This window comes from Rathayibacter sp. AY1F4, from assembly GCF_002931775.1.
GTDB lineage: Bacteria > Actinomycetota > Actinomycetes > Actinomycetales > Microbacteriaceae > Rathayibacter.
In genome coordinates this window covers 1-26,390 of the sequence record NZ_PSVE01000003.1, presented here as the reverse complement: position 1 = coordinate 26,390, position 26,390 = coordinate 1, and the positions used below count along the sequence as shown (strand labels likewise).

Here is a 26,390-nt window from a genome sequence, read left to right as displayed (position 1 = left end):
GACCAGGCTCTCGAAACTGTATCCGCCGGAACTCCCGACTCGGAACATTCGTTCGAGTGTGTCGCGCGCGGGTCCGCCCGCGGATCAGCCGGAACGGTCCCTTGACCGCTCCGTCGTTCGAAGATATGTTCGGTACAGGCGTTCGGGGCGGCCCTCCCGGCCGAGGGCCTCCCCGAATCCCTGTTGAAAGGAGCGATCCCATGACCGCACAGCTCACCTCCCGCCCGCTCCAGCGCTCGTCCGCGGCTCGGCCCGTCGAGGTACTGCCGTCCGCTCCCGAGCCGATGAGCGCGTTCGGCGAAGCGCGGATCGTCCGCACCCGGCTGCGCCTCACGCGCCGCGGCCGCGCCGTGGTGGCCGCTCTGGGGGCCCTGCCGATCGTGGCGGGCGCCTTCGCCTTCGGGCTCAACGGCGGTGGAGCGGTCGCATCGAGCGACGCCGCTGCGGTCGAGTTCCAGTACGTCACCGTCCACGCGGGCGAGTCGCTCTGGTCGCTCGCCGAGGAGCTCGCCCCGCAGGCGGACCCGCGCGACGTGGTCGACGACATCCTCTCCCTCAACCAGCTCTCGAGCGCGGGCGTCGAGCCCGGGCAGCGACTCGCGGTTCCGGCCGAGTACGACACCGCTCGCTGAGCCGGGCTGCCCGGTCGTCCGCGACGTGCGCTTCGCTACCATTCCCTGGTGACGACTCTCGACGACCTGCCCCTCCGCGACGACCTCCGAGGCAAGCACCCGTACGGCGCACCCCAGGCGGTCGTGCCCGTCGCCCTCAACGTCAACGAGAACACCCACCCGGTCCCGGACGACGTGATCGCCGACATCGTCGGGCGGGTCTCGGAGGCGCTGCGCACCGTCAACCGGTACCCCGACCGCGAGTTCCGAGAGCTGCGAGACTCCCTCGCCGGCTACCTCGGTCACGGGCTCACCGCGGACGGCGTGTGGGCTGCGAACGGATCGAACGAGGTGCTCCAGCACGTCCTTCAGGCGTTCGGCGGCCCCGGGCGCTCGCTGCTGGGCTTCGCGCCCACCTACTCGATGTACTCGATCCTCGCGTCGGGGAGCGGGACGGAGTGGATTGCCGCTCCGCGCGAGGCGGAGTTCGAGGTCGGAGCCGAGTACGCCGCCGAGCAGGTGCGCCGGGCCCGGCCCGACATCGTCTTCCTCTGCGCTCCGAACAATCCGACCGGGACGCCGCTCGACCTCGCCGTGATCGAGGCGGTCTACGACGCGACCGGCGGCATCGTCGTCGTCGACGAGGCGTACGCCGAGTTCGCCGGCAGGGGCGCTCCCACCGCGCTGAGCCTCCTCCCCGGGCGACCGCGCCTGCTCGTGTCCCGCACCATGAGCAAGGCCTTCGCCTTCGCCGGCGTCCGCCTGGGCTACCTCGCCGCCGACCCCGCGGTGATCGACGCGCTCCGTCTCGTCCGCCTCCCGTACCATCTGTCGGCCCTCACCCAGGCCGCCGCGACCGCCGCCCTCGCTCACGCCGACGAGATGCTCTCCATGGTCGGCGAGATCATCGTGCAGCGCGACCGGATGATCGACGGCCTGCGCGCCCTCGGCTACCGCCCGTACGCGACCGGCAGCAACTTCGTCCTCTTCGGCGGCGTCGCGGATCCGGCCGCCGTGTTCGAGGGCCTGCTCGCCCGCGGTGTCCTCATCCGCGACGTCGGCATCCCGAACCACCTCCGCGTCAGCGCCGGCACCGAGGAGGAGACGACCGCGTTCCTCGAGGCGCTCGCCTCCCTCCCCGCCCCCTCAGCCGACCCCGCGGTGGCGCTCTCGCGCGAGTGAGCTCCGCCCGGGGCGGTGACGCGGCGCGAATAGACTGGGAGGCATGACCTCCCCGAGCGCCGCACCCGGGCGCACCGCCTCCCTCAGCCGTGCCACCAGCGAGTCGAGCATCGAGCTCTCCCTCGACCTCGACGGCACGGGCGTCGCCGATCTGGAGACCGGCGTGCCCTTCTTCGACCACCTGCTGACGGCGTTCGCGAAGCACTCGCTCACGGATCTGCGCGTCCGGGCCCGCGGCGACATCGAGATCGACATCCACCACACCGCGGAGGACATCGGCATCGTCCTCGGCACGGCCATCCGTCAGGCGCTCGGCGACAAGGCCGGGATCTCCCGCTTCGGCGACGCGCTCGTCCCCCTCGACGAGGCGCTCGTGCAGGCCGTCGTCGACATCTCGGGGCGCCCCTACCTCGTGCACACCGGCGAGCCGGAGGGCTTCGCGCTGCACCTGATCGGCGGCCACTTCACCGGGTCGATGGTGCGCCACGTCTTCGAGGCGATCGCCTTCAACGCCGGCCTCACCGTGCACGTCACGGTGCTCGGCGGCAGGGACCCGCACCACATCGCCGAAGCGGAGTTCAAGGCGTTCGCCCGCGCCTTCCGTCAGGCCAAGACCCTCGATCCGCTCGTCTCCGGCGTGCCGTCGACGAAGGGCGCGCTGTGAGCTCGGCCCGCCCCTCCGTCGTGGTCTACGACTACGGCTCGGGGAACGTGCACTCCGCCGTCAAGGCGCTCGAGCTCGCCGGGGCCGACGTCGAGCTGACGGGGGACCGGCAGCGGGCGCTGGAGGCGGACGGCCTCCTCGTGCCCGGCGTCGGCGCCTTCGATGCCGTGATGTCGGCGCTGACCCGCGCCCGCGGCGGCGAGATCATCGAGAAGCGCCTCGCCGGCGGGCGCCCCGTCCTGGGCATCTGCGTCGGGATGCAGGTGCTCTTCGAGCGCGGCGTCGAGCGCGGGGTCGAGAGCGAGGGCCTGGGCGAGTGGCCGGGGACGGTCGACCTCCTCCCGGCCGAGGTCGTCCCGCACATGGGCTGGAACACCGTCTCCGCTCCCGAGGGCTCGGTGCTCTTCGACGGCATCGCCGAGGAGCGCTTCTACTTCGTGCACTCCTACGGCGCGCGCGAGTGGTCGCTCGACGTGATGCCCCCGTTCCCGCGTCCTGCGGTCACCTGGGCCGATCACGGAGGCCCCTTCATCGCCGCGGTCGAGAACGGGCCGCTCTCGGCCACTCAGTTCCACCCCGAGAAGTCGGGGGCCGCCGGGCTCCGGCTGCTGGCCAATTGGCTGGGCACCCTCCGCACGAACTAGGATCGGCCGGTGGTCGGCGCCTCCAGGGGCCGGCACCGGCTCCGAGACTGAGGATGACGATGAGCGAGTTCACCAAGGCACCGGGCCTGGTCCTCCTGCCCGCGATCGACGTGGCGGGCGGCAGGGCCGTGCGGCTCACGCAGGGCGAGGCCGGGACCGAGACCAACTACGGCGACCCGATCGACGCCGCGGGGGACTGGGCCGACCAGGGCGCGGAGTGGATCCACCTCGTCGACCTCGACGCCGCCTTCGGCCGCGGCGACAACCACGGCATCATGAAGAAGGTCATCCGGCAGGTGAAGGGCGTCAACGTCGAGCTCTCCGGCGGGATCCGCGACGACCGCAGCCTCGAGTCCGCGCTGAGCGCCGGCGCGAAGCGCATCAACCTCGGAACCGCGGCGCTCGAGAACCCCGAGTGGGCCGCGAGCGTCATCGCGCAGTACGGCGACCAGATCGCCGTCGGGCTCGACGTCCGGGGCACCACGCTCGCCGCGCGCGGCTGGACCAAGGAGGGAGGCGACCTCTGGCAGGTCCTCGACCGCCTGGAGGAGGCCGGCTGCACCCGCTACGTCGTCACCGACGTCACCAAGGACGGCACGCTCAAGGGCCCGAACCTCGAGCTCCTCGAGCAGGTCATGGCCCGCACCCACCGCCCCGTGATCGCCTCGGGCGGCATCTCGAACCTCGACGACATCGCCGCTCTGCGCGACCTCGTGCCCCAGGGGCTCGAGGGCGCGATCGTCGGCAAGGCGCTGTACGCGGGCGCGTTCACGCTCGCGGAGGCCCTGGATGTCGCATCCGAGTGAGCCCCGCCCGCTCCCGGCGCATCTGACCGACTCGGCCGGCACCCCCTGGGCGGGCCGGCACTTCGAGCCGAGCGCAGCACCGGAGGACGACGGGAGCGCCCCGGAGGCGCTGGTCGCCGCGCTCGAGTCCTTCACCCGCGGCACTCGCGGCCCGGAGGCCGTGGTCGACGCGATCCGCACGTCCCGCCTGCTCATCCCGCTGGTCGCCCGCCTCGGCGAGGAGGCCGAGGGGGTCGGGAGACTCCGGGCGGACAAGACGCAGGAGCTCGCGATCGTCACGGTCGCCGGACCCGACGGCCGCACGGTGCTCCCCGTCTTCAGCGGCGTCGAGAGCATGCGCCGATGGGACCCGGCCGCCCGTCCCGTCCCTGTCGACGGGCGCCGCGCGGCCCTGGCGGCCGTCGCGGAGGGCACCGAGGTGATGGTCCTCGATCCCGCGTCCGAGCGGGAGTTCGCGGTCCGGCGCCCGGCCCTCTGGGCGATCGCGGAGGGCGGCGACTGGCGGCCGGCCCCCGCCGATGCGGAGGTGCTCCTGGCTCTGCGCGCGGCTGCGGACGGGGAGCGGGCGGTCGCCTCGCTCGAGGTGCGCGCGGGAGATCCGGAGCAGCGCCTCGCGGGCCCCGAGCTCGTGGTGGTCCTGAGCCTGCGCCCGGGGCTCGATCAGGACGCGCTCGGCGCCCTCGTCGCGCGATTGGGGGAGCGGTGGGCGGCCGACGAGACCGTCGCGCAGCGCGTCGACTCGATGACGCTGCAGCTCGCCGCCGCCCGCTGACTCCCGATCAGGTGACCGGGCCGGTCCACTTCTCGCCCGGGCCCTTGCCGATCGGGTCGGCGATGGGGGACGCCTCGCGGAACGCGAGCTGGAGGGTGCGGAGGCCGTCGCGCAGGCTCCGGGCGTGCATGTCGCTGATGTCGGGCGCCCCGGCCGTGACCAGGCCCGCGAGCGCGTTGATGAGCTTGCGCGCCTCGTCGAGGTCGACCTGCGCTCCGGGCTCGTCGGCGAGCCCGCACTTGACGGCGGCCGCGCTCATCAGGTGCACGGCCGCGGTGGTGATGATCTCCACCGCCGGGACCTCCGCGATGTCGCGGGCGGCCTCCACGTCGGAGGCTCCGCCGTGCTCGCCGAATCGTCGCGTGTAGTCGTCGTCGTACTGGGCCATGGGTCCTTCGTTCGTCGTCCGTGGTGGAGGGGCGGCCGCCGGAGCAGAGGATCGAGGGGCGGACGGATCCGCTCTGTCGGGCGGGCCGCCGGTCTGCTATGGTAGTCCGGGCTCCGAGGCATGTCCTCGGTTCGAAAGTGGAGATTCTCCCACCCGCGCTTGACCGCTTCACAAGGTTACCGGGTCAGAAGCACTCCGCCCCCGACGGTCGTCAGACCACCGGAGGCAGGGCTGCGGCTCTCGAGGTCCGCCTCGGGAACCGCGTCACAGGGTGCGAGCGCCGTGCTGCAGGCACGACGTGGACGGGACGATCACCTCTCTCGGGTGCGCTGGAGAAGACTCCGGCAGCGCAGCTGCACTCACCGAGATCAGAGGAGAAACGCAATCAGCGATCCCCGTACCAACGACCGTATCCGCGTCCCCGAGGTCCGCCTCGTGGGTCCCGCAGGAGAACAGGTCGGCGTCGTCAAGATCGAGGTCGCCCTGCGACTCGCGCAGGACGCAGACCTGGACCTGGTCGAGGTCGCCCCCAACTCCAAGCCGCCCGTGGCCAAGATCATGGACTACGGGAAGTTCAAGTACGAGCAGGCTCAGAAGCTCAAGGAAGCCCGTCGCAACCAGGCGAACACGATCCTCAAGGAGGTCCGTTTCCGCCTGAAGATCGACAAGCACGACTACGAGACCAAGCGCAAGCGCGCCGAGGGCTTCCTGAAGGCCGGCGACAAGGTCAAGGCGATGATCCTCTTCCGCGGTCGCGAGCAGTCGCGCCCCGAGATGGGCGTCCGTCTGCTCCAGCGCTTCGCGGAGGACGTCGCCGAGTTCGGCCAGGTCGAGTCCACCCCGACCATCGACGGTCGCAACATGGTGATGGTCATCGGCCCGCTGAAGAACAAGTCCGAGGCGAAGGCCGAGGCCAATGCGGTCCGCGCCGCTCGTCGCGAGGCCAACACCCCCGAGGACACGGCCGAGGCCGAGTCCGTCTAGTACTTCGCCGCCCCGGCCTCGGGGCCGGTGGACGCCCCGCTCGCGGGGCACCGGTTTCGCCCCGCCGAGCGCGGAGTGACGTTCACAAGGAGAGAACATGCCCAAGATGAAGACCCACTCGGGTGCCAAGAAGCGCTTCAAGGTGACCGGCTCCGGCAAGGTCATGAAGCAGCAGGCCGGCATGCGTCACAACCTGGAGTCCAAGTCCAGCGTTCGCACGCGCCGCCTCAACCAGGACCAGGTCCTCGCCCCGCAGGACGCCAAGGTCGCCAAGAAGCTTCTCGGTCTGTAGCCCACCGCCGGCGCAGCCCGCTGCGCCGCGTGGTCGCTACTCAGCCGACACGGATCGATAGGAAGAAACAGCAATGGCAAGAGTGAAGAGGGCCGTCAACGCCCACAAGAAGCGTCGCGTCATCCTCGAGCGCGCCTCGGGCTACCGCGGCCAGCGGTCGCGCCTCTACCGCAAGGCGAAGGAGCAGGTCACCCACTCCCTCGTCTACTCGTACCGCGACCGCCGCGCCAAGAAGGGCGAGTTCCGTCGTCTCTGGATCCAGCGCATCAACGCCGCGTCCCGCGCGAACGGCCTGACCTACAACCGCTTCATCCAGGGCCTCGCCCTGGCCGGCGTCCAGGTCGACCGCCGCATCCTCGCGGACCTCGCGATCACCGAGCCGGCCACGTTCGCCTCGCTCGTCGCGACCGCGAAGAGCGCGCTGCCCGCCGACACCTCGGCGCCCAAGGCCGCAGCGTAGTCAGCACGGCTTCCCGGAGGGGGTCGCGACCGAGAGGTCGCGGCCCCCTCCGTCGTTCGCGGGCCCTCCCGCGCCGTGTCTGCGGGGGCGGCGATCACCGCGCCGATAGGCTCGCCGCATGCTCGACAACCCCCGCTCTCCCCGTGTCCGCTCCGTGGCGAAGCTCACCCGCCGCCCGGCCCGGCTCGAGACGGGGCTCTTCCTCCTCGAGGGCCCGCAGGCACTCTCCGAGGCGCTGCAGTACCGCCCGGAGCTGATCGTCGAGTCGTTCGCGACTCCGACCGCTCTGGAGCGCCACCCCGAGATCGTCGCCGCCGCCGCCGAGGCGGAGGTGGAGATCGAGTACGTGACCGAGGACGTCCTCGACGCGATGGCCGACACCGTCACTCCGCAGGGCTTCGTCGCGGTCTGCCGTCAGTTCCCCACGTCGCTCAAGGACGTCGTCGCCTCCGAGCCGCGCCTCGTGGCGGTGCTCGAGGAGGTCCGCGATCCGGGCAACCTCGGCACGATCATCCGTGCCGCCGACGCCGCCGGTGCTGACGCGGTCGTGCTGTCCGGCCGCTCGGTCGACCTCTACAACCCCAAGGTCGTGCGCTCCACGACCGGCTCGCTCTTCCACCTCCCGGTCGCGGTCGGCGCCGACCTCGCCGACGTGCTGGGCCGGCTCCGCGGGGTGGGCCTCCGCTCCGTCGCGGCCGACGTGAAGGGGGAGGACCTGCTCGACGTCCGCGCCCGCGGGGACCTCGCCCAGCCGACCGTCTGGGTCTTCGGCAACGAGGCGCGCGGCCTCGAGGACGAGTCGCTCGCTCTCGTCGACGGCGTGGTCGCGGTGCCCATCTACGGGGCGGCGGAGTCGCTCAACCTCGCGACCGCGGCCTCCGTCTGCCTGTACGAGAGCGCCTTCGCGCTGCGTTCCTGAGAGGAACCGGGCCGTAGGGACCGCGAACCTGGAGAACAGGGCGCGTTGTTACCCTTCGGTTAAGAATTCCCTCATGATTTGACCGGCCCATCCCCGTGTGCTTCTCTGACGACATGGTCACAGCCCCGCAAGACGAGCGCGCCGCCGCTCCCGCCGGTGAACCCCTCGTCGTCCTCTCCGGGGTGCAGAAGCACTACGGCGACTTCCAGGCTCTGAAGGACATCGATCTGACGGTGCACCGGGGCGAGGTCGTCGTGGTCCTCGGCCCCTCCGGATCCGGCAAGTCGACGCTCTGCCGCACGGTCAACCGGCTCGAGACGATCTCGGGCGGCACCATCACCATCGACGGGCAGAAGCTCCCGGAGGAGGGCAAGGGCCTCGCCGCGCTCCGCGCCGACGTCGGGATGGTCTTCCAGTCGTTCAACCTCTTCGCGCACAAGACGATCCTCGAGAACGTCACCCTCGGCCCGATCAAGGTCCGCGGGCTCTCCCGCAAGGACGCGGAGGCCCAGGCCACGGCGCTGCTCGACCGGGTCGGCGTCGGCCACCAGGCCGCCAAGACCCCGGCCCAGCTCTCCGGCGGGCAGCAGCAGCGCGTCGCGATCGCGCGGGCGCTGGCGATGAGGCCCAAGGTGATGCTCTTCGACGAGCCGACCTCGGCGCTCGATCCCGAGATGATCAACGAGGTCCTGGACGTGATGGTCGGGCTCGCCAAGGACGGGATGACGATGATCGTCGTCACCCACGAGATGGGATTCGCCCGGAAGGCCGCCGACCGCGTCGTGTTCATGGCCGACGGCGAGATCCTCGAGGACACCGACCCGGAGTCGTTCTTCACCGCGCCCCGCACCGACCGGGCCAAGGACTTCCTCTCCAAGCTCATCACGCACTAGAAGCGCGATCAGCAGCCACCAGGCAGGTCGGACCCGTGACTCGGAAGCCGACCCGACATCGCCCGCTCCGGCGGGCCGAACCCCAGGAAGGACGATCATGCGCACCAGGCTCATGTTCATGACCGCGGGACTCGCAGCAGCGACCCTCGCCCTCGCCGGCTGCTCCGGCGACTCCGGAACCGCCGGCGGCGGCGCCGGTGGAGGCTCCGAGGGAGGGACCTCCGCGTACGAGGTCGCCTCCGACGTCACTCTCGAGGGCAGCCCGACCTTCGACGCGATGACCGCGGACGGCAAGGTCGTCATCGGCGTCAAGGAGGACCAGCCCGGGCTGGGCTACCTGGACGCGGCGACCGGCGAGCGCTCCGGGTTCGACATCGAGATCGCGAAGTGGACCGCCGCCTCGCTCGGCTTCGCGGCCGACGCCATCGAGTTCAAGGCGATCCCGTCGGCCAACCGCGAGGCGTCGATCGTGAACGGCGACATCGACTACTACGTCGGCACCTACTCGATCACCGACAAGCGCAAGGAGCAGGTCGGCTTCGCCGGACCCTACTTCGAGACCGGCCAGCAGCTGCTCGTCGCGGCCGACAACGACACGATCACCGGGCCGGACGACCTCACCGCCGACACCACCGTGTGCTCGGCCACCGGCTCCACCCCGATCCAGAACATCCGCACCAACTACCCCGAGGTGAAGACCGAGGAGTTCGACACGTACTCGCAGTGCGTGGACGCCCTCTCCGACGGCACCGTCGACGCCGTCACCACCGACGGCGCGATCCTGATCGGCTACGCCGCTCAGAAGCCCGACGAGCTCAAGGTCGTCGGCGAGCCCTTCAGCACCGAGCTGTACGGCATCGGCCTGCCGAAGGACGACGACGCCCTGCGACACTTCGTCAACGGCATGCTGACCGACGGCGGCGAGACCTGGAGCGCCATCTACGACGAGACGCTCGGCCAGTCCGGCACGACCGTCACCCAGCCGGCGGTGAACGACTACTAGGAGGCGCCCCGGGCGGCCCGACCGCCGCCTGGGGGTCCCCTCTCCTCGACCACCACCACCGCTCCGACAGAAGGGCCAGCCGCATGGATGTCCTGTTGAACAACCTCGACGTCTACGTCCCGGCCTTCGGCAACACCCTGATCCTCTTCAGCGTCTCGCTCGTGTTCGCCCTGCTGATCGGCACGGTGGTCGGTGCGATGCGCGTCTCGCCCGTCCCGATCGCCCGCGCGGTCGGCACGGTGTACGTGAACACCATCCGGAACACCCCGCTCACGCTGGTGATGTTCTTCTTCGCCTTCGGCTACCCCAAGCTCGACCTGCCGCAGGTGGACTACACGAACCTGGCGATCTGCGCCCTCAGCCTCTACACCGCGACCTACGTCGCGGAGGTGCTGCGGTCGGGCATCAACACCGTGCCGATCGGCCAGGCCGAGGCGGCCCGTGCGATCGGCCTCGACTTCGGCCTCACGATGACGCAGGTCGTCCTGCCCCAGGCCTTCCGCTCCGTGATCCCGCCGCTCATGAGCGTCCTGATCGCGCTGCTGAAGAACACCACCGTCGCCGCCGGCTTCTCGGTCGCGGAGGCGGGCACCATCGTCCGCGTGCTCAACGAGCGCGGCGAGAACAGCCTCATCGTCGTCCTCTGGGTGGCCTTGGTCTTCGTGGTCCTGGTCACCCTGCTCTCGCTCGTCCAACGTCAGCTCGAGAAGAAGTGGAGGGTCGCCCGATGAGCTCCGTCCTCTTCGACAACCCGGGCCCCCGGGCCGTCGTGCGCAACCGCGTCATCGGCGTCGTCGTCGTCCTGCTGATCGCGGCGTTCCTCGGCTTCGTGGTCTGGCGGTTCGCGGAGTCCGGCCAGTTCGACGCCTCCAAGTGGCGCGCGTTCGGCTACCCGCTGGTCTGGCAGAGCATCGGCGGCGCCCTCGGCCGCACGCTCGCGGCCTTCGCCACGGCGGGCGTCGCCAGCCTCGTCCTCGGCCTCCTCCTGGCGATCGGCCGGCTCTCGGACCGGCGCTGGATCAACGTCCCCGTCACGCTCTTCATCGAGCTGTTCCGGGCGATCCCCGTCCTGATCCTGATGATGCTGATGTACTACGGCCTGCCGTTCGCGGGCCTCAAGCTCAGCCCCTACCTCGCCGTCGTCATCGCCCTGACCCTCTACAACGGCTCCGTCTTCTCCGAGATCTTCCGCGCCGGCATCGAAGCCCTCCCGCGAGGACAGAAGGAGGCGGGCTACGCGATCGGCCTGCGCAAGTCCGGCGTGATGCGGCTCATCCTGTTCCCCCAGGCGATCCGCTCGATGCTGCCCGTGATCATCGCCCAGCTCGTCGTCGCCCTCAAGGACACGGCGCTCGGCTCGATAATCACCTACAACGAGCTGCTGTACTACGCGCGCTACCTGGGCAACCAGTCGAGCCTCGACAGCCCGATCATCCCGGCGGCGATCGTCATCGGAGCGATCTACATCGGCATCTGCCTCCTCCTCTCGGGGCTGGCGAAGTGGATCGAGATCCGCACGAAGAGCGGCGGACGCGGCGGCCGCACCATCGGCGGCCACCCAGCAGCCCGCGCGCAGACGGACACGCAGCTGATCGCTGTGCAGGATTGAACGGTGAGGATCGCCCGAGGGCGATCCTCACCGCGGTCGGCTTCCCGACGGGTCGGGTTCCGCAGAGCGTCCTGCGTCCGGCTAGGAGGAATCGCTCGCGCGCGATTCCTCCGTTCGCCTCGAGGGTCCGGCGATCGCTCAGCGCATCGAGCGGTGGTGCTCCGCTCCGGCGTCGTGGACGCGGAGGCGGTGGTGATCGGGGAGTCGCGATCGATCCGGGCGTCTTCCCGTCCGGCGGCGCCCCGCCTCCTGCCGGTCGAGCAGCCTCCGACCCCGGCGTAGCGAGAACCCCGCCCCTGCTGGTCGAGCAGCGCCGGCGGCGAGGCTTCGAGGGCCGTCGGCGCAGACGGTGGCCTGGCCGCGGGCGAGCGCGACGAGCACCGCGCGCGGGCGGCGGGAGGGGGCGGAGGCCCTCGCCTACACTGGGGGATCGTGTCAGACAGCAACCCGATCACCGATGAGGCCGTCTCCGCGGCGGTCGCCGACGCCCTCGCCGCCATCGGCGCGGCGGGCGACTCCGCCGCTCTGAAGTCCGCCCGAGCCGCCCACCTCGGCGAGGGGTCCGCCCTCGCCCGACTCAACGCGCAGATGCGCTCCGTCCCGCCCGAGCACAAGGCGGCGTCCGGCAAGCTCGTCGGCGGTGCCCGCAAGCAGGTGGGCGACGCCTACGCCGCCCGCGAGGCCGGGCTCGTCGAGGCCGAGGACGCGGCCGCGCTCGAGGCCGAGCGCGTGGACGTCACCGCCGGTGCCAGCTTCGTGCGACGCGGCGCCCGCCACCCCCTCTCTCTGCTCCAGGAGTCGATCGCCGACGTGTTCGTCGGGATGGGCTGGGAGATCGCGGAGGGGCCGGAGCTCGAGAACGAGTGGTTCAACTTCGACGCCCTGAACTTCGACGAGGACCACCCGGCCCGCGCCATGCAGGACACCTTCTTCGTCGACCCCGTCGACTCGCACCTGGTGCTGCGCACGCACACCTCGCCGGTGCAGATCCGCTCGATGCTCGAGCGCCCGCTGCCGCTCTACGTGATCGCTCCCGGCCGGGTCTACCGCACCGACGAGCTCGACGCGACGCACACGCCCGTGTTCACGCAGTTCGAGGGTCTCGCCGTCGACCGCGGCCTGACCATGGCGCACCTGCGGGGCACCCTCGAGCACGTCGCGCGGATCCTCTTCGGCGACGACGCGCGCATCCGCCTGCGCCCGAACTACTTCCCCTTCACCGAGCCCAGCGCCGAGCTGGACGTCTGGCACCCGACCTTCGTCGGCGGTGCCCGCTGGATCGAGTGGGGCGGCTGCGGCATGGTCAACCCGAACGTGCTGCGCGCGGCCGGGATCGACCCGGAGGAGTACTCCGGGTTCGCCTTCGGCATGGGGATCGAGCGGACCCTGATGTTCCGCAACGACGTGAAGGACATGCGCGACATGGTCGAGGGCGACGTCCGCTTCAGCGAGCAGTACGGGATGGTGATCTGATGCGCATCCCGCTGAGCTGGCTGGGGGAGTACGTCGACCTCGAGCAGGATGTCACGACGGAGTCCGTGCACGCGGCTTTGGTGTCGGTCGGCCTGGAGGAGGAGGACGTCCACCGCTTCGAGGTGACCGGCCCCGTCGTCGTCGGCGAGGTGCTCGACCTCGCTCCGGAGCCGCAGAAGAACGGCAAGACCATCAACTGGTGCCACGTCCGCGTGGCCCCGGAGGGCGGGCGGGCCGCCGACGGCGGAGAGGACGTCCGCGGCATCGTCTGCGGAGCCCACAACTTCGCGGCCGGCGACAAGGTCGTCGTGTCCCTGCCGGGCGCGGTCCTGCCCGGGCCGTTCCCGATCTCCGCGCGGAAGACCTACGGGCACGTGTCCGACGGGATGATCGCCTCGAGCCGCGAGCTCGGCCTCGGGGACGACCACGACGGCATCCTCCGCCTCGCCTCGCTCGGGCTCGATCCGGAGCCGGGCACGGACGCCGTCGCGCTCCTCGGTCTCGACGACGCCGCGGTCGAGGTCAACGTGACGCCCGACCGCGGCTACGCCTTCTCGATCCGCGGCATCGCCCGCGAGTACGCCCACGCCACCGGAGCCGCCTTCCGCGACCCCGCTCGGGCGCTCCCTCCGCACCGGCGCACGGAGACGGCGCCCGTCTTCCCCGTGTCCGTGGCCGACGAGGCGCCGATCCGCGGCCGTGTCGGCGCCTCCGTGTTCGTCACGCGCGTCGTCCGGGGCGTCGACGTCTCGCGACCGACGCCGCCGTGGATGCTCGCGCGACTGCGCCTGGCCGGCGTCCGCTCGATCTCGCTCGTCGTGGACATCACCAACTACGTGATGTTCGAGCTGGGCCAGCCGCTGCACGGCTACGACCTGGCGACCCTGCAGGGCGGCATCGTGGTGCGCCGCGCCGCACCGGGGGAGACCCTCGAGACGCTCGACGGCCAGACCCGGCGCCTGCACGCGGAGGACCTCGTCATCGCCGACGACGGCGGGGCGATCGGCCTCGCCGGAGTGATGGGGGGCGCGCGCACCGAGATCTCGGACGCCACGTCCGACGTCCTGCTCGAGGCGGCGAACTTCGACCCGGTCTCGATCGCCCGGACGGCTCGCCGGCACAAGCTGCCGAGCGAGGCGTCGCGGCGCTTCGAGCGCGGCGTCGACCCCGAGGTGGCCTCGGTCGCCGCGGCCCGCGCGGTGCAGCTGCTGGTGGAGCTCGCCGGCGGCACGGCGGACGAGCTCGGCTCGGTCCTGGCCGACCCGCGCACGGCGGAGCCGGTCGAGCTGCCGGACGGCTACGTCGCAGGCCTCATCGGCGTGGAGTACACCCCGGAGGAGATCCGCGGCGCGCTCGTCGAGATCGGCGCCTCCGTCGAGGCCGGCGGAGCGGGCCTGCTGGTGACTCCGCCGAGCTGGCGCCCCGACCTCGTCGACCGCGCGTCGCTCGCGGAGGAGGTCGCCCGCATCACCGGGTACGACCGCATCCCGGCGATCCTGCCCGTCGCGCCTCCCGGCCGCGGTCTGACCCCGGGCCAGAGGCTGCGCCGCACCCTCGCCCAGGCGCTCGCCGCCGCGGGTCTGACCGAGGTGCTCTCGTACCCGTTCCTCTCGCGCTCGATCAACGACCGGCTCGGCTCGGTCGACGGGGAGCCGCAGGAGCAGATCACGCTCGCCAACCCGCTCGACGCGACCGCGGGCCAGCTGCGGATCTCTCTGCTGCCGGGTCTCGTGCAGGTCGCGGCCCGCAACCGTTCGCGCGGCCTGACGGATCTCGCGGTCTACGAGCTCGGCTCCGTCTTCCTCCCGGCCGCCGGCCGCCCGTTCGGCTCCGGGGCGCTCCCCGCGGGCGGGGCGCGTCCGTCCGCGGAGGTCGAGGCCGAGCTGAACGCGGGCATCCCGCCGCAGCCGCGGCACCTTGCGGCGCTGCTCACGGGTGCCGCCGTCGTGCGCCAGCCCGGTGTCGCCGGGCGTGACGTCGACTGGCGCGACGCCCTCGACGTGGTCCGCGAGGTCTCCGCGGCGACCGGCACCGAGCTGGTGCTGCGCCAGGGGGCACACGCCGCGCTGCACCCGGGCCGCACCGCCGAGGTCGTGCTCGACGGCGCGGTCATCGGGCACGCGGGAGAGCTGCTCCCGGCGCTCGCCGAGGAGCTCGACCTCCCGCGCCGCGTCGCCGTGGTCGAGCTCGACCTCGAGCCGCTGCTCGCGCGGGCCGGGAGGGTCGTCGTGGCCCGTCCGGTGGGCGCGCTGCCCGCCGCGACCCAGGACCTCTCGCTCGTCGTGCCGATCGGCATCGCGGCAGCCGACGTGCGCGCCGCCGTCGCCGAGGGGGCGGGCGAGCTGCTCGAGGCGATCCGCCTGGTCGACGACTACCGCGGCACCGGGCTCGCCGAGGGGACGAAGTCGCTGACGTTCGCGCTGCGCTTCCGCGCGCCGGACCGCACGCTCACCGCGGCCGAGGCGACGGCCGCGAAGGAGAACGGCGTGGCCGTGGCGGCGGAGCGCTTCGGCGCCCGACTCCGCGAGTGAGGCCGGGGGTCCCGTCCGGCTCGGCCGGGCGGGGCCCCGCACCCGCACCGGCTAGGCTCTCGGGCATGACTTTCTCCGTGGCGGTGGCCGGTGCGAGCGGCTACGCGGGCGGCGAGCTGCTGCGACTGCTCGCCGACCACCCCGAGTTCGAGGTGCGCACGGTGACGGCGCACGCCAACGCGGGTCAGCCCCTCATCGCCGTGCACCCGCACCTCCGCTCGCTCCGCGACCTCGTCCTCGTCGACACGACGACCGGGAACCTCGCCGGGCACGACGTCGTCTTCCTCGCCCTCCCGCACGGGAAGTCGGGCGAGATCACCGCGACCCTCCCCGAGGACGTCCTCGTCGTCGACTGCGGCGCCGACCACCGCTTGACCGACCCGCAGGACTGGGCCGACTTCTACGGGGGCGACTTCGCCGGGGCCTGGCCCTACGGGCTCCCGGAGCTGCTGATCGGCGGCGGCGGACGCAAGCAGCGCGAGGCGCTCGCCGGAGTGCGGCGCATCGCCGTCCCCGGCTGCAACGTCACGGCGATCACGCTCGGCCTGGCCCCCGGCCTGCACGCCGGAGTGATCGAGTCGTCGGACCTCGTCGCGGTCCTCGCCGTCGGACCCTCGGGTGCGGGCAAGAGCCTGCGGACCGATCTCCTCGCCAGCGAGCTCCTCGGCTCCGCGCACGCCTACGGCCTCGGCGGAGCGCACCGCCACAATCCCGAGATCCGGCAGAACCTCCTGCTCGCCGGAGCCGGACCCGTCTCGATCTCGTTCACCCCGGTCCTCGTGCCGATGTCCCGGGGAATCCTGGCGACCTCGACCGCGCGCCTCGCCCCCGGCGTCTCCGCACTGGACGTGCGCGCCGCGTGGGAGACCGCCTACGGCGACGAGACCTTCGTCCAGCTGCTCCCGGAGGGCTCCTTCCCCCGGACGGCCGACGTGGTGGGGGCGAACACCGCTCTGATCGGACTCGCCGTGGACGAGCGGGCCCGCCGCGTCGTGGTCGTCTCGGCCATCGACAACCTCGTCAAGGGCACCGCGGGCGCAGCCGTCCAGTCCACCAACATCGCCCTGGGACTCCCGGAGTCCCTCGGCCTGAGCGTGAACGGAGTCGCGCCGTGAGCGTCACCGCAGCAGCAGGGTTCCGGGCGGCGGGAGTCGTCGCCGGGCTGAAGTCGACCGGAGCGCGCGACGTCGCGCTCGTGCAGAACCTCGGCCCGCTGCAGAGCGCCGCCGCGGTCTTCACGAGCAACCGCTGCAAGGCGAACCCCGTCCTCTGGAGCGAGCAGGTGATGCGCGACGGCGTGGTCTCGGCGATCGTCCTCAACTCCGGCGGCGCCAACTGCTACACGGGTGCTCAGGGCTTCCAGGTCACCCACCGCACCGCGGAGCTCGTGGGCGAGAGCCTCGAGGTGTCCGCCGGCGACGTGCTGGTGTGCTCCACCGGGCTGATCGGCGACCAACTCGACCTCGCGAAGCTCGCCACCGGCGTGACCGGCGCCTCCGCCGAGCTCGCCGGGGGACCCGTGGCGGGCGAGGCGGCCGCCCGCGCGATCATGACCACCGACACGGTCCCGAAGCAGGCGGTTATCCGCTCCGAGCAGGGCTGGAGCATCGGCGGCATGGCCAAGGGCGCCGGGATGCTCGCGCCGGGTCTGGCGACGATGCTGGTCGTGATCACGACCGACGCGGCCCTCGAGTCCGCCGCTCTCGACACCGCCCTGCGTGCCGCGACCCGCGTCACCTTCGACCGCCTCGACTCGGACGGCTGCATGTCGACGAACGACACCGTCGCACTGCTCGCGAGCGGCGCCAGCGGTGTCGAGGCCGACGCCGACGAGTTCACCGAGGCCCTGACCGCGGTCTGCCGCGACCTCACCCTGCAGCTGCAGGCCGACGCGGAGGGCGCCGCCCACGACGTCGCGATCCGCGTGCTGAACGCCGCGACCGAGGACGAGGCCGTGGTCGTCGCCCGCGCCGTCTCCCGCAGCAACCTGTTCAAGGCCGCGATCTTCGGCAAGGACCCCAACTGGGGCCGCGTCCTCGCCGCCGTGGGCACGACCGATGCGCAGTTCGACCCGTACGGCATCGACGTCGCGATGAACGGGGTGCAGGTCTGCCTCGCGGGCGAGCCGCACGAGAGCCGCGACCTCGTCGACCTCGCCCCTCGGCAGGTCGCCGTCGACATCGACCTGCACGCCGGCGACGCGACGGCCACGATCTGGACCAACGACCTCACGCACGACTACGTGCACGAGAACTCCGCGTACTCGAGCTGAGGCGGCCATGAGCGACGACACCACCCTGTCGGCCGAGAGCCGCGCCGAGCGCGACGCCGCGCCCGGGAAGGCCGCGACGCTCATCGAGTCGCTGCCCTGGCTGCAGAGCTTCCACGGGCGCACGATGGTGATCAAGTTCGGCGGCAACGCGATGGTGTCGGAGGAGCTGCAGCGCTCCTTCGCCCAGGACATGGTCTACCTGCGCTACGCCGGGATCCGCCCCGTGGTCGTCCACGGCGGCGGGCCCCAGATCTCGCGGATGCTCGACCGGCTCGGAATCGAGAGCGAGTTCCGCGGCGGCTACCGGGTCACGAGCCCCGAGGCGATGGAGGTGGTGCGGATGGTGCTCACCGGCAGCATCAGCCGCGACATCGTCCGCCGGATCAACGAGCACGGCCCCCTCGCCGCCGGCATCTCCGGTGAGGACGCGGGCCTGTTCGTCGGCCGCCGCCGCGGTGTCGTGATCGACGGCGAGGAGCACGACCTCGGACTCGTCGGAGACGTGATCGCCGTGGACCCTGCCGCCGTCCTCGCTCAGCTCGAGGCCGGCCGGATCCCGGTCGTGTCCTCGATCGCCCCGGACTCGGACGACCCCACGCAGTCGCTGAACGTCAACGCCGACGCCGCCGCCGCCGCGCTGGCCGTCGCGCTCGGCGCCGAGAAGCTCGTCGTCCTCACCGACGTGGCCGGCCTCTACTCCGACTGGCCCGACCGCGAGTCGCTCGTCTCGCACATCCGCTCGGACGATCTCGCGGCTCTGCTGCCCTCGCTCGAATCGGGCATGATCCCCAAGATGACCGCCTGCCTCGACGCCGTGCGCGGGGGAGTGCCCAAGGCCGCCATCATCGACGGCCGCATCCCGCACTCGATCCTGCTCGAGGTGTTCACCTCGGAGGGCATCGGCACCGAGGTCGTCGCCTCGCTCGACCCCCGCGACCGGGAGCGAATGTCGGGCCGCTGATCCTCAGCGGCCCCGGCTCCGAGCGCCCGTCCCGTCCGGGACGCGCGCACCGTCGGCCCTCGCGGCCGGACCGCTCCGATCGAAAGGCCACCATGTCCATCCCCACGACCGCGTCCCGCACCGGCTCGGCGCGCGACCGCTACTCCGCCGCGATGATGCAGACCTTCGCGCCGCCGCTCGCCGTGCTCGAGCGCGGCGAGGGCTGCCGGGTCTGGGACGTCGACGGGCGGGAGTACCTCGACTTCCTCGGCGGCATCGCCGTCAACTCGCTCGGCCATGCGCATCCCGTGTTCGTCGAGGCCGTGACGCGCCAGGCCGGTGCGCTCGCCCACGTCTCCAACTACTTCGCGACCGCCCCGCAGATCGAGCTCGCCGAGACCCTGCGCCGCCTCACCGGGGCCGGGGAGACGGGCCGCGTCTACTTCGCCAACTCGGGCACCGAGGCCAACGAGGCGGCCTTCAAGCTGGCGCGGCTGAACGCGGCCGGCGGCCGGCACCGCGTCCTGGCGCTGCAGAACGCGTTCCACGGGCGGACGATGGGCGCGCTCGCGCTGACCGGCAAGGCGGCCATGCGGGCGCCGTTCGAGCCGATGCCGGGAGGGGTCGAGCACCTCGAGGCGAGCATCGAGGCCCTCGAGGCGGCTCTCGACGAGTCCGTCGCCGCGCTGATCGTCGAGCCCATCCAGGGGGAGGCGGGCGTCATCCCCCTGCCGGGCGGCTACCTCGAGCGCGCGCGCGAGCTCACTCGCGAGCACGGCGCGCTGCTCATCGTCGACGAGATCCAGACCGGGGTCGGGCGGACCGGACGCTGGTTCGCCTACCAGGAGGCGGGGATCCTGCCCGACGCCGTCACCCTGGCCAAGGGGCTCGGCGGAGGCTTCCCCGTCGGAGCGCTGGTGACCTTCGGCGAGGCGTCCGACCTCCTGCAGAAGGGCCACCACGGCAGCACGTTCGGCGGCAATCCGCTCGCGACCGCCGTGGCCGGAGCCGTGCTCGCCGAGATCGAGCGCGCCGACCTTCTCGGCAACGCGCGGGAGCGCGGGGCGCAGATCGTCGACGCGCTGACCGCTCTCGACTCGCCCCTGATCGGAGGGGTCCGCGGCGCGGGCCTCCTCCTGGGCATCGCCCTGACCCGGCCGGTCGCCGCCGAGCTCGCCGCCGCCTGCCTCGACGCCGGCCTGATCGTGAACGCGGCGAACGACTCGAGCATCCGGCTCGCGCCTCCGCTCGTGGTGACCGCCGCCGACGTCGCCGAGTTCGCCGAGCGCTTCGGCCGCGCACTGCAGACCCTCTGACCCCGTACCTCCACCGAAAGCGACCAGCACCGTGACCCGCCACTTCCTCCGCGACGACGACATCACTCCCGCCGAGCAGGCCGAGATCCTCGACCTCGCCCTCGAGCTCAAGCGCGACCGCTTCTCCCGGAAGCCCCTCGCCGGGCCGCAGACCGTCGCCGTGATCTTCGACAAGTCCTCCACGCGCACCCGCGTCTCCTTCGCGGTCGGCATCGCCGATCTCGGCGGCAGCCCCCTGATCATCTCGACCGCGAGCAGCCAGCTCGGCGGCAAGGAGACCGCCTCCGACACGGCGCGGGTCCTGGAGCGCCAGGTCGCCGCCATCGTATGGCGCACCTATGCGCAGTCGGGCCTGGAGGAGATGGCGCGCAGCACGCGCGTGCCGGTCGTCAACGCGCTCTCGGACGAGTTCCACCCGTGCCAGCTCCTCGCCGACCTGCTGACCATCCGCGAGCACCGCGGTCACCTCGCGGGACTCACGCTCACGTTCTTCGGCGACGGAGCGAGCAACATGGCGCACTCGTACCTCCTGGCGGGGGCCACGGCCGGCATGCACGTCCGCATCGTCTCCCCGGAGTCGTACTCGCCGGACGCGGCGGTCCTGGCCGATGCGCAGCGCATCGCCGCGACCACCGGCGGATCGGCGATCACCACGACCGACCCCGACGAGGGCGCGGCCGGCTCCGACATCGTGATCACGGACACGTGGGTGTCGATGGGCAAGGAGGACGAGAAGGCGGCGCGCGTCGCGACCTTCGGCGCCTACCGGGTAGACGCCGCCACGATGGCCGCTGCCGCTCCCGACGCGCTGTTCCTGCACTGCCTGCCCGCGGATCGCGGCTACGAGGTGACCGCCGACGTGATCGACGGCCCGCAGAGCGTGATCTGGGACGAGGCGGAGAACCGCCTGCACGCGCAGAAGGCCCTGCTCGTGTGGCTCCTGGAGCGCGCCGGCACCGCCGACGCCGCTCAGTAGACTCGACAGCCGAACCCGAGGAGAACCATGACGGAACGACCCTCCGCCCGCGCGGGCGAGGCCGGAGCCCTCTGGGGCGGCCGCTTCGCCGGCGGCCCCTCGCCCGAGCTCGCCGCGCTCTCGAGGTCGACCCACTTCGACTGGCAGCTCGCCCCCTACGACCTCGCCGGCTCCCGCGCCCACGCCCGGGCGCTCGCCGGAGCGGGCTACCTCGACGACGCCGAGCTCACCGCGATGCTCGCGGCGCTCGACCGGCTCGAGGCTGCCGTCGCCGACGGGAGCTTCGCCGCCGACGAGTCCGACGAGGACGTGCACGGCGCCCTCGAGCGCGGCCTGATGCTCGAAGCCGGTCCCGAGCTCGGCGGCAAGCTCCGCGCGGGGCGCTCGCGCAACGACCAGATCGCCACCTTCGTCCGGATGTACCTCCGCGACCACGCGGCGCTCGTCTCGGAGCTGGTGGTGCAGCTCATCGACGCCCTCGCCGCGCAGGCGTCGGCGCACCCGACGGCGATCATGCCCGGGCGCACCCACCTCCAGCACGCTCAGCCCGTGCTCCTCGCGCACCACCTGCTCGCCCACGGCTGGGCGCTGCTGCGCGATCTGGAGCGCCTGCGGGACTGGGCCGTGCGGGCGGACGTCTCGCCCTACGGCTCGGGCGCTCTCGCCGGCTCGACCCTCGGCCTGGACGCCGAGGCGGTCGCCCGCGATCTCGGCTTCGCGTCGAGCGTGCCGAACTCGATCGACGGGACGGCCAGCCGCGACCTCGTCGCCGAGTTCGCCTTCGTCAGCGCCATGATCGGGATCGACGTCTCGCGCATCGCGGAGGAGGTCATCCTCTGGAACACGCGGGAGTTCGCCTTCGTCACGCTCGACGACGGCTACTCGACCGGGTCCTCGATCATGCCGCAGAAGAAGAACCCCGACATCGCCGAGCTCGCCCGGGGGAAGTCCGGCCGGCTGATCGGCAACCTCACCGGGCTGCTCGCGACCCTCAAGGCGCTGCCGCTCGCCTACAACCGCGACCTGCAGGAGGACAAGGAGCCGGTCTTCGACTCGGTGACGACCCTCGAGGTCCTGCTGCCCGCGTTCAGCGGCATGATCGCGACCCTCACCTTCCACACCGACCGGATGGCGGAGCTCGCGCCCCAGGGCTTCTCCCTCGCGACCGACGTGGCCGAGTGGCTCGTGAAGAAGCACGTGCCCTTCCGGGACGCCCACGAGATCACCGGCGAGCTGGTCAAGCTGGCGGAGTCGCAGGGGAGGGGGCTCGAGGATCTCGACGACGCCGCGCTCGCCTCGGTGTCGCCGCTGCTCACGCCCGACGTGCGGTCCGTCCTCAGCATCGAGGGATCGGTGGCGAGCCGGGACGGTGTCGGCGGCACGGCTCCCGACCGCGTCGCGGAGCAGCTCGCCCGGCTGACCGAGCGCGTCCGGGTCGTGCGCGGATCCCTCCGAGGGGAGCGCCCGTGACCCTTCGAGGAGCGCCGGGCGACGACGGCCGTCCGCCGCTGCGCCCCTGGCAGCAGCGGACTCTTGTGCTCGTCGCCGCAGTCGTCATCGTCGCGGTGATCGTGATCACCCTCGTGTCGGGCCAGAGCTTCTTCTGAGCGCCGACCTCCCCGACCTCGCGCGCTCGGCCCTCGAGGTGGCACCGGAGCTGCTCGGCCGCGTCCTCCTGCACCGCACGCCGGAGGGCGTGGTCGGCGTCCGGCTGACCGAGGTCGAGGCGTACCTCGGAACCGGTGAGGATCCGGGCTCGCATGCGCACCGCGGACCGACACCCCGGACGGCTCCCATGTTCGGTCCGCCCGGGTCCGTGTACGCGTACTTCACGTACGGGATGCACACCTGCGTGAACATCGTCTGCTCCCCGGCGGGCACGGCGTCGGCGGTGCTGCTGCGCGCCGGCGAGGTCGTATCGGGGGAGGATCTCGCGATGATCCGGCGCGGACCCGTTCGCAGCCGGGATCTGGCCCGCGGACCCGCACGGCTGGCGAAGGCCCTCGGAGTCCGTCTCACCGAGTCGGGCGACCCGCTCGAGGCGGCGTTCGAGCTGCTGCCGGGGGAGAGGCCGTCCTCCGTGGCGGCGGGCCCGCGCACCGGCGTCTCGGGCCCGGGCGGCGGGGACGACTTCCCGTGGCGCTTCAGCATCCCGGGCGACCCCACCGTCTCGCCCTACCGGAGAGCAGTGCCCCGGCGGCGGCCCGGAGCTCAGCCCGCGAGGTAGAGCCGGGCGAGCACGCCGAGGGCCGCCGACCAGGCGAGGCTCGCCAGCGTGCCGATGATGAACCGCTCGCGCGCCTCCGGGGAGGCGAGCTCGCTGAAGCGGCCGACGCCCTTGATCGCCACCACGACCGCGATCCCCTCGGGGAGACCGCTCATCAGTGCGCCGGCCGTCGCGATCCGCTCGAGGACCCCGATCGTCGTCCCTCCGCGGAGCACCTCGATCGGCTGGCCGATCGCCGAGGGCGCGCTCCCGGCGGCGGGGCGGGAGGATCCGGCGACCATGATGCCGCCGTGGCTGCCGCTGCGGGAATCGACCGTCGCGAGCCGGAGGGTGAGCAGCACGACCGGCCCGCCGCCCGCGACCGCCAGCGCGAAGGCCAGCACCGCCACCAGGACGGAGTGGATCGGGGGCGCGGACGGTCCGGCGACCGCCGTGAGGAGGAAGGCGGCGGCCGCCGCCGCGAGGGGGATCCAGGCGAGCTGCGGACGGCGCAGGCGCACGGCCAGCACCGCACCGGCGAGTCCGGCGAGCAGCACGAGCACCACGCCCGTCCACGAGGCGGACTGCAGCGCGGACGCGAGGAGCAGGGCGGGGGATCCGGGGGGTGCCGTCATCGGGGTGTCCTCTCGTCGGTGGGGTCGAGCGTACGGTCGACCACCGTCAGCAGGCGCGCGAGCGCGTCACGGGCGGGAGCGTCGACTCGAGCGCTAGCCGCGCGGACCCGGAGGCTGACCGCCTGCGGGCTGACGGCGAGGCGCTCGGCCGCATCCTTCTGGGAGAGGCCGCTCTCGAGCAGGTCGACGATCTGCCAGCCGGCCTCGGAGCGCGCGTCGCGCAGCAGGAGGAGCGGATCGATCAGCGCCTGGACGTCCGCCGGTGCCGGCGCCGCCGTTGCCGGTGCGTCCGGATCGAGGGAGAAGCGCGTCGGCCTGCCCTTCGCCGCCTCGACCGCCCGGCGCGCCGCGAAGTACGCCTCGCCGGTCGCCGCTCTCGTGGTCGCTGGGAGCGGCCGGTCGACGGGACCGATCCCGAGGCCGATGCTCCAGCGGCCGGTCCGGTGCAGCTCGAGCACGAGCGCGACGACGGCATCGGCCCGGTCGAGCACGCACTGGAACTCGTCGCCCGCCGTCCGCTCCGGGGGCAGGACGAACGACGCCCGACCGTCGACCATCAGGCTCGCGATCGCCTGGTCCACGCGGTCGTGGTCATGCCTGCTGTCGCGCTGATCCGCGGTGACGACGAACATCGGACCTCCCCGATCAAGTATCCGCACTTGATCGCCCGAGATCAAGCCTGTGCGCTTGACTGGCGGAGACCGGCTCCTTCCCGCCACGGTAGCCTGGTCGGGTGATCGACCAGCACCTCCCCGGGTCCGCGACGAGCCCGCAGCTCGACCCCGCCTTCGACTCCGTGTGGGACGAGCTGGTCTGGCGAGGCTCGGTGCACGTGTCGACCGATGCGGGAGCGCTGCGCGAGCTGCTGTCGGGGGAGCCGATCACCTACTACTGCGGGTTCGACCCGACCGCGCCCAGCCTCCACCTCGGGAACCTGGTGCAGCTGATCGTCATGCGCCGGCTCCAGCTGGCCGGGCATCGGCCGCTCGGGCTCGTCGGCGGCTCGACCGGGCTGATCGGGGATCCGCGTCCGACGGCCGAGCGGACGCTGAACTCGCGCGAGACGGTGACGGCGTGGGTCGAGCGCCTCCAGGCGCAGGTGTCCCGGTTCGTTCCCGCGGGCGGCGACAACGGGCTGCGTCTGGTCAACAACCTCGACTGGACCGCTCCGCTGTCGGCGATCGACTTCCTGCGGGAGATCGGGAAGCACTTCCGCGTGGGGACGATGCTCAAGAAGGACGCGGTCAGCGCCCGCCTCAACTCCGATGCGGGGATCAGCTACACCGAGTTCAGCTACCAGATCCTGCAGGGACTCGACTATCTGGAGCTCTACCGGCAGCACGGGTGCGTCCTGCAGACCGGCGGCAGCGACCAGTGGGGCAACCTGACGAGCGGGACCGACCTGATCCACCGCACGGAGGGCGTGTCGGTCCACGCGATCGGCACACCCCTGGTGATGAACTCCGACGGCACCAAGTTCGGCAAGAGCGAGGGCAACGCCGTCTGGCTCGACTCCGAGCTCACCAGCCCGTACACGTTCTACCAGTTCTGGGTCAACACGGACGACCGTGACGTCGCCGACCGCCTGCGGATCTTCACCTTCCTGCCGCGCACGGAGATCGAGCGCCTCGAGAAGGCCGCTGCCGACGAGCCGTTCCGCCGGGAGGCGCAGCGCGCGCTCGCCTGGGAGGTCACGTCGCTGGTGCACGGAGCGGAGGCGACGCGTTCGGTGATCGACGCGTCGGCCGCGCTCTTCGGCAAGGGCTCGCTCGAGGGGATCGACCCGGTCATCCTCCGCGGCGCGCTCGAGGCGGTGCCCTCGATGGAGGCGACCCCGGAGACGCCGGCGCTGCAGGCGTTCGTCGAGACCGGACTCGTCGCCAGCACGGGGGAGGCGCGACGGGCTCTCGCTCAGGGAGGGCTCTCGGTGAACAACACCGCCCTCCCGTCCGAGACCGTCACGCTCGGCGAGCTCCCGTTGATCGATGGGATCGCCGTCCTCCGTCGCGGCAAGAAGAGCTTCGCCGGGGCCTTCGTCCGCTGACCGCGTGCCCGCTCTCCTCGAGCGGACGCGGGCGATGACGGCATCGGCGGTCTCATCAGCTCGGTGTCCGGTGTCCGGTAGCCGGTAGCCGGTAGCCGGTAGCCGGTGTCCGGTGTCCGGTGTCCGGTGTCCGGTGTCCGGTGTCCGGTGTCCGGTGTCCGGTGTCCGGTGTCCGGTACCGAGTCGGACATTCAGCGACGCAAGACCCCTGAATCCCGACACGCCCGGGACGCAGGCGATTTGCCGCTCGGCCGAGGCCCGACGTAATGTAACTCCTCGTCACCCCAAAGGAGCGGCAAGCGGGAGTCAGGCGCAGAGCGTCGAGACCAGCTGGCCCACCTCAAGCGGGGACCATCCCCTCGCTCCCAGGCCTGTTAGAGATTCGTCTCTTGAAGACTGCGGGATCGCGAGCGTAAGATGCAAAGCCTCCACGGGACACGGTCCCGGCTTCGTTGCAAGGCCTCACGGCCGAGCCCGGTGCAGCGGTGCGGTCCTCGACCGTGCAGCGAACACCACGGAGAAGCCGGACTTGACACGGCCTGCGGATGTGCTAAGTTAGTCGAGTTGCCACGGAGGCGATCGGGACTTCGGTTCTGACAAGCCTAACCGGTCTCGGCAAGCAAGACAAATCGAGTGGCTAACGCCCTCGTACAGCAAACTTCGATCACTCTCGTTGTGAAGCACCGTTCTGGTGTGGAGGCGGGATGTGTCCGATTCTTGAGAACTCAACAGCGTGCACTATGTTCAATGCCAATTTTATACCCCGGCCT

At 72.0% G+C, this 26,390-nt stretch carries 28 protein-coding genes; 25 read left to right on the top strand and 3 right to left on the bottom strand.

Going from position 1 to position 26,390, the window contains the following annotated elements; translation table 11 throughout:
- Positions 1-200: 200 nt before the first annotated feature.
- From C5C59_RS02050 to C5C59_RS02025, 6 genes are read left to right on the top strand one after another with little or no spacing between them, the layout of a single operon-like run.
- The gene (locus tag C5C59_RS02050) at positions 201-632 is read left to right on the top strand and encodes a LysM peptidoglycan-binding domain-containing protein (RefSeq protein ID WP_308470716.1); all 432 of its coding nucleotides are present in this window, start codon (positions 201-203) and stop codon (positions 630-632) included.
- Between the two features lie 45 nt (positions 633-677).
- The gene (locus tag C5C59_RS02045; RefSeq protein WP_104238635.1) at positions 678-1,793 is read left to right on the top strand and encodes a histidinol-phosphate transaminase; all 1,116 of its coding nucleotides are present in this window, start codon (positions 678-680) and stop codon (positions 1,791-1,793) included.
- Between the two features lie 43 nt (positions 1,794-1,836).
- Positions 1,837-2,457 (top strand): imidazoleglycerol-phosphate dehydratase HisB, encoded by a 621-nt coding sequence (hisB, locus tag C5C59_RS02040; RefSeq protein WP_104238636.1) that lies wholly within the window; start codon positions 1,837-1,839, stop codon positions 2,455-2,457.
- Positions 2,454-3,101: an imidazole glycerol phosphate synthase subunit HisH gene (gene hisH, locus C5C59_RS02035; RefSeq protein ID WP_104224485.1), complete on the top strand. Its 648-nt coding sequence runs from the start codon at positions 2,454-2,456 to the stop codon at positions 3,099-3,101. The genes hisB and hisH overlap by 4 nt, the downstream gene beginning before the upstream one ends.
- A 59-nt stretch (positions 3,102-3,160) precedes the next feature.
- The gene (gene priA, locus C5C59_RS02030) at positions 3,161-3,907 is read left to right on the top strand and encodes a bifunctional 1-(5-phosphoribosyl)-5-((5-phosphoribosylamino)methylideneamino)imidazole-4-carboxamide isomerase/phosphoribosylanthranilate isomerase PriA (RefSeq protein ID WP_104224506.1); all 747 of its coding nucleotides are present in this window, start codon (positions 3,161-3,163) and stop codon (positions 3,905-3,907) included.
- Positions 3,891-4,679 carry an SseB family protein gene (locus C5C59_RS02025; RefSeq protein ID WP_104238637.1) on the top strand — a complete coding sequence of 263 codons (789 nt, stop codon included), beginning with the start codon at positions 3,891-3,893 and terminating at the stop codon, positions 4,677-4,679. The genes priA and C5C59_RS02025 overlap by 17 nt, the downstream gene beginning before the upstream one ends.
- Positions 4,680-4,686: 7 nt before the next feature.
- On the opposite strand, the gene C5C59_RS02020 is transcribed toward C5C59_RS02025, so the two are convergent.
- Positions 4,687-5,067 carry a DUF1844 domain-containing protein gene (locus tag C5C59_RS02020; RefSeq protein WP_219812451.1) on the bottom strand — a complete coding sequence of 127 codons (381 nt, stop codon included), beginning with the start codon at positions 5,065-5,067 and terminating at the stop codon, positions 4,687-4,689.
- Positions 5,068-5,502: 435 nt separating this feature from the next.
- Between C5C59_RS02020 and infC the strand changes: the two genes are divergently transcribed.
- The 18 genes from infC (at position 5,503) to C5C59_RS01935 (ending at position 22,962) form a co-directional block, all read left to right on the top strand.
- Positions 5,503-6,051 (top strand): translation initiation factor IF-3, encoded by a 549-nt coding sequence (gene infC / locus C5C59_RS02015; protein WP_374952931.1) that lies wholly within the window; start codon positions 5,503-5,505, stop codon positions 6,049-6,051.
- Positions 6,052-6,148: 97 nt separating this feature from the next.
- A complete protein-coding gene (rpmI, locus tag C5C59_RS02010) occupies positions 6,149-6,343 on the top strand; it encodes a 50S ribosomal protein L35 (protein WP_055793295.1) in 195 nt (64 codons plus the stop codon).
- A gap of 73 nt (positions 6,344-6,416) precedes the next feature.
- Entirely contained in the window at positions 6,417-6,803 is a 387-nt protein-coding gene (rplT, locus tag C5C59_RS02005) for a 50S ribosomal protein L20 (RefSeq protein WP_104224487.1), read from the top strand.
- Between the two features lie 118 nt (positions 6,804-6,921).
- Entirely contained in the window at positions 6,922-7,722 is an 801-nt protein-coding gene (locus C5C59_RS02000) for an RNA methyltransferase (RefSeq protein ID WP_104224488.1), read from the top strand.
- Positions 7,723-7,835: 113 nt separating this feature from the next.
- The gene (locus C5C59_RS01995; protein ID WP_104238638.1) at positions 7,836-8,615 is read left to right on the top strand and encodes an amino acid ABC transporter ATP-binding protein; all 780 of its coding nucleotides are present in this window, start codon (positions 7,836-7,838) and stop codon (positions 8,613-8,615) included.
- Between the two features lie 97 nt (positions 8,616-8,712).
- Positions 8,713-9,618 (top strand): glutamate ABC transporter substrate-binding protein, encoded by a 906-nt coding sequence (locus C5C59_RS01990; RefSeq protein WP_159913628.1) that lies wholly within the window; start codon positions 8,713-8,715, stop codon positions 9,616-9,618.
- Between the two features lie 83 nt (positions 9,619-9,701).
- The gene (locus tag C5C59_RS01985) at positions 9,702-10,349 is read left to right on the top strand and encodes an amino acid ABC transporter permease (protein ID WP_104224491.1); all 648 of its coding nucleotides are present in this window, start codon (positions 9,702-9,704) and stop codon (positions 10,347-10,349) included.
- Complete coding sequence (locus tag C5C59_RS01980; RefSeq protein WP_104224492.1) at positions 10,346-11,227, top strand: amino acid ABC transporter permease; 882 nt, start codon at positions 10,346-10,348, stop codon at positions 11,225-11,227. The genes C5C59_RS01985 and C5C59_RS01980 overlap by 4 nt, the downstream gene beginning before the upstream one ends.
- Positions 11,228-11,659: 432 nt before the next feature.
- Complete coding sequence (pheS, locus tag C5C59_RS01975) at positions 11,660-12,700, top strand: phenylalanine--tRNA ligase subunit alpha (protein ID WP_104238640.1); 1,041 nt, start codon at positions 11,660-11,662, stop codon at positions 12,698-12,700.
- Positions 12,700-15,231 carry a phenylalanine--tRNA ligase subunit beta gene (gene pheT, locus C5C59_RS01970; RefSeq protein WP_104238641.1) on the top strand — a complete coding sequence of 844 codons (2,532 nt, stop codon included), beginning with the start codon at positions 12,700-12,702 and terminating at the stop codon, positions 15,229-15,231. The genes pheS and pheT overlap by 1 nt, the downstream gene beginning before the upstream one ends.
- Before the next feature lie 65 nt (positions 15,232-15,296).
- Positions 15,297-16,346, top strand: coding sequence for an N-acetyl-gamma-glutamyl-phosphate reductase (gene argC, locus C5C59_RS01965; protein WP_104238642.1), 1,050 nt, complete (start codon positions 15,297-15,299; stop codon positions 16,344-16,346).
- Positions 16,343-17,503: a bifunctional glutamate N-acetyltransferase/amino-acid acetyltransferase ArgJ gene (gene argJ / locus C5C59_RS01960; RefSeq protein WP_104238643.1), complete on the top strand. Its 1,161-nt coding sequence runs from the start codon at positions 16,343-16,345 to the stop codon at positions 17,501-17,503. Before argC ends, argJ begins: the two co-directional genes overlap by 4 nt.
- A 7-nt stretch (positions 17,504-17,510) precedes the next feature.
- Entirely contained in the window at positions 17,511-18,464 is a 954-nt protein-coding gene (gene argB, locus C5C59_RS01955) for an acetylglutamate kinase (protein ID WP_104224497.1), read from the top strand.
- Between the two features lie 92 nt (positions 18,465-18,556).
- A complete protein-coding gene (locus tag C5C59_RS01950) occupies positions 18,557-19,759 on the top strand; it encodes an acetylornithine transaminase (protein ID WP_104238644.1) in 1,203 nt (400 codons plus the stop codon).
- 31 nt (positions 19,760-19,790) lie between these two features.
- Entirely contained in the window at positions 19,791-20,735 is a 945-nt protein-coding gene (gene argF / locus C5C59_RS01945) for an ornithine carbamoyltransferase (protein ID WP_104238645.1), read from the top strand.
- Between the two features lie 27 nt (positions 20,736-20,762).
- Positions 20,763-22,205, top strand: coding sequence for an argininosuccinate lyase (gene argH / locus C5C59_RS01940; protein ID WP_104238646.1), 1,443 nt, complete (start codon positions 20,763-20,765; stop codon positions 22,203-22,205).
- Positions 22,202-22,342, top strand: a complete 141-nt coding sequence (locus C5C59_RS17150; protein WP_160034127.1) for a hypothetical protein — start codon at positions 22,202-22,204, stop codon at positions 22,340-22,342. Before argH ends, C5C59_RS17150 begins: the two co-directional genes overlap by 4 nt.
- Positions 22,339-22,962: a DNA-3-methyladenine glycosylase gene (locus tag C5C59_RS01935; protein WP_104226321.1), complete on the top strand. Its 624-nt coding sequence runs from the start codon at positions 22,339-22,341 to the stop codon at positions 22,960-22,962. The genes C5C59_RS17150 and C5C59_RS01935 overlap by 4 nt, the downstream gene beginning before the upstream one ends.
- On the opposite strand, the gene C5C59_RS01930 is transcribed toward C5C59_RS01935, so the two are convergent.
- Both C5C59_RS01930 and C5C59_RS01925 read right to left on the bottom strand, forming a co-directional pair.
- A complete protein-coding gene (locus C5C59_RS01930) occupies positions 22,947-23,576 on the bottom strand; it encodes a hypothetical protein (RefSeq protein WP_104238647.1) in 630 nt (209 codons plus the stop codon). The two genes, C5C59_RS01935 and C5C59_RS01930, sit on opposite strands and share 16 nt — an antisense overlap.
- Positions 23,573-24,208 carry a DNA-binding protein gene (locus tag C5C59_RS01925; RefSeq protein ID WP_104238648.1) on the bottom strand — a complete coding sequence of 212 codons (636 nt, stop codon included), beginning with the start codon at positions 24,206-24,208 and terminating at the stop codon, positions 23,573-23,575. Before C5C59_RS01925 ends, C5C59_RS01930 begins: the two co-directional genes overlap by 4 nt.
- A 101-nt stretch (positions 24,209-24,309) precedes the next feature.
- Between C5C59_RS01925 and tyrS the strand changes: the two genes are divergently transcribed.
- A complete protein-coding gene (gene tyrS / locus C5C59_RS01920) occupies positions 24,310-25,620 on the top strand; it encodes a tyrosine--tRNA ligase (RefSeq protein ID WP_104238649.1) in 1,311 nt (436 codons plus the stop codon).
- Positions 25,621-26,390: the final 770 nt, after the last annotated feature.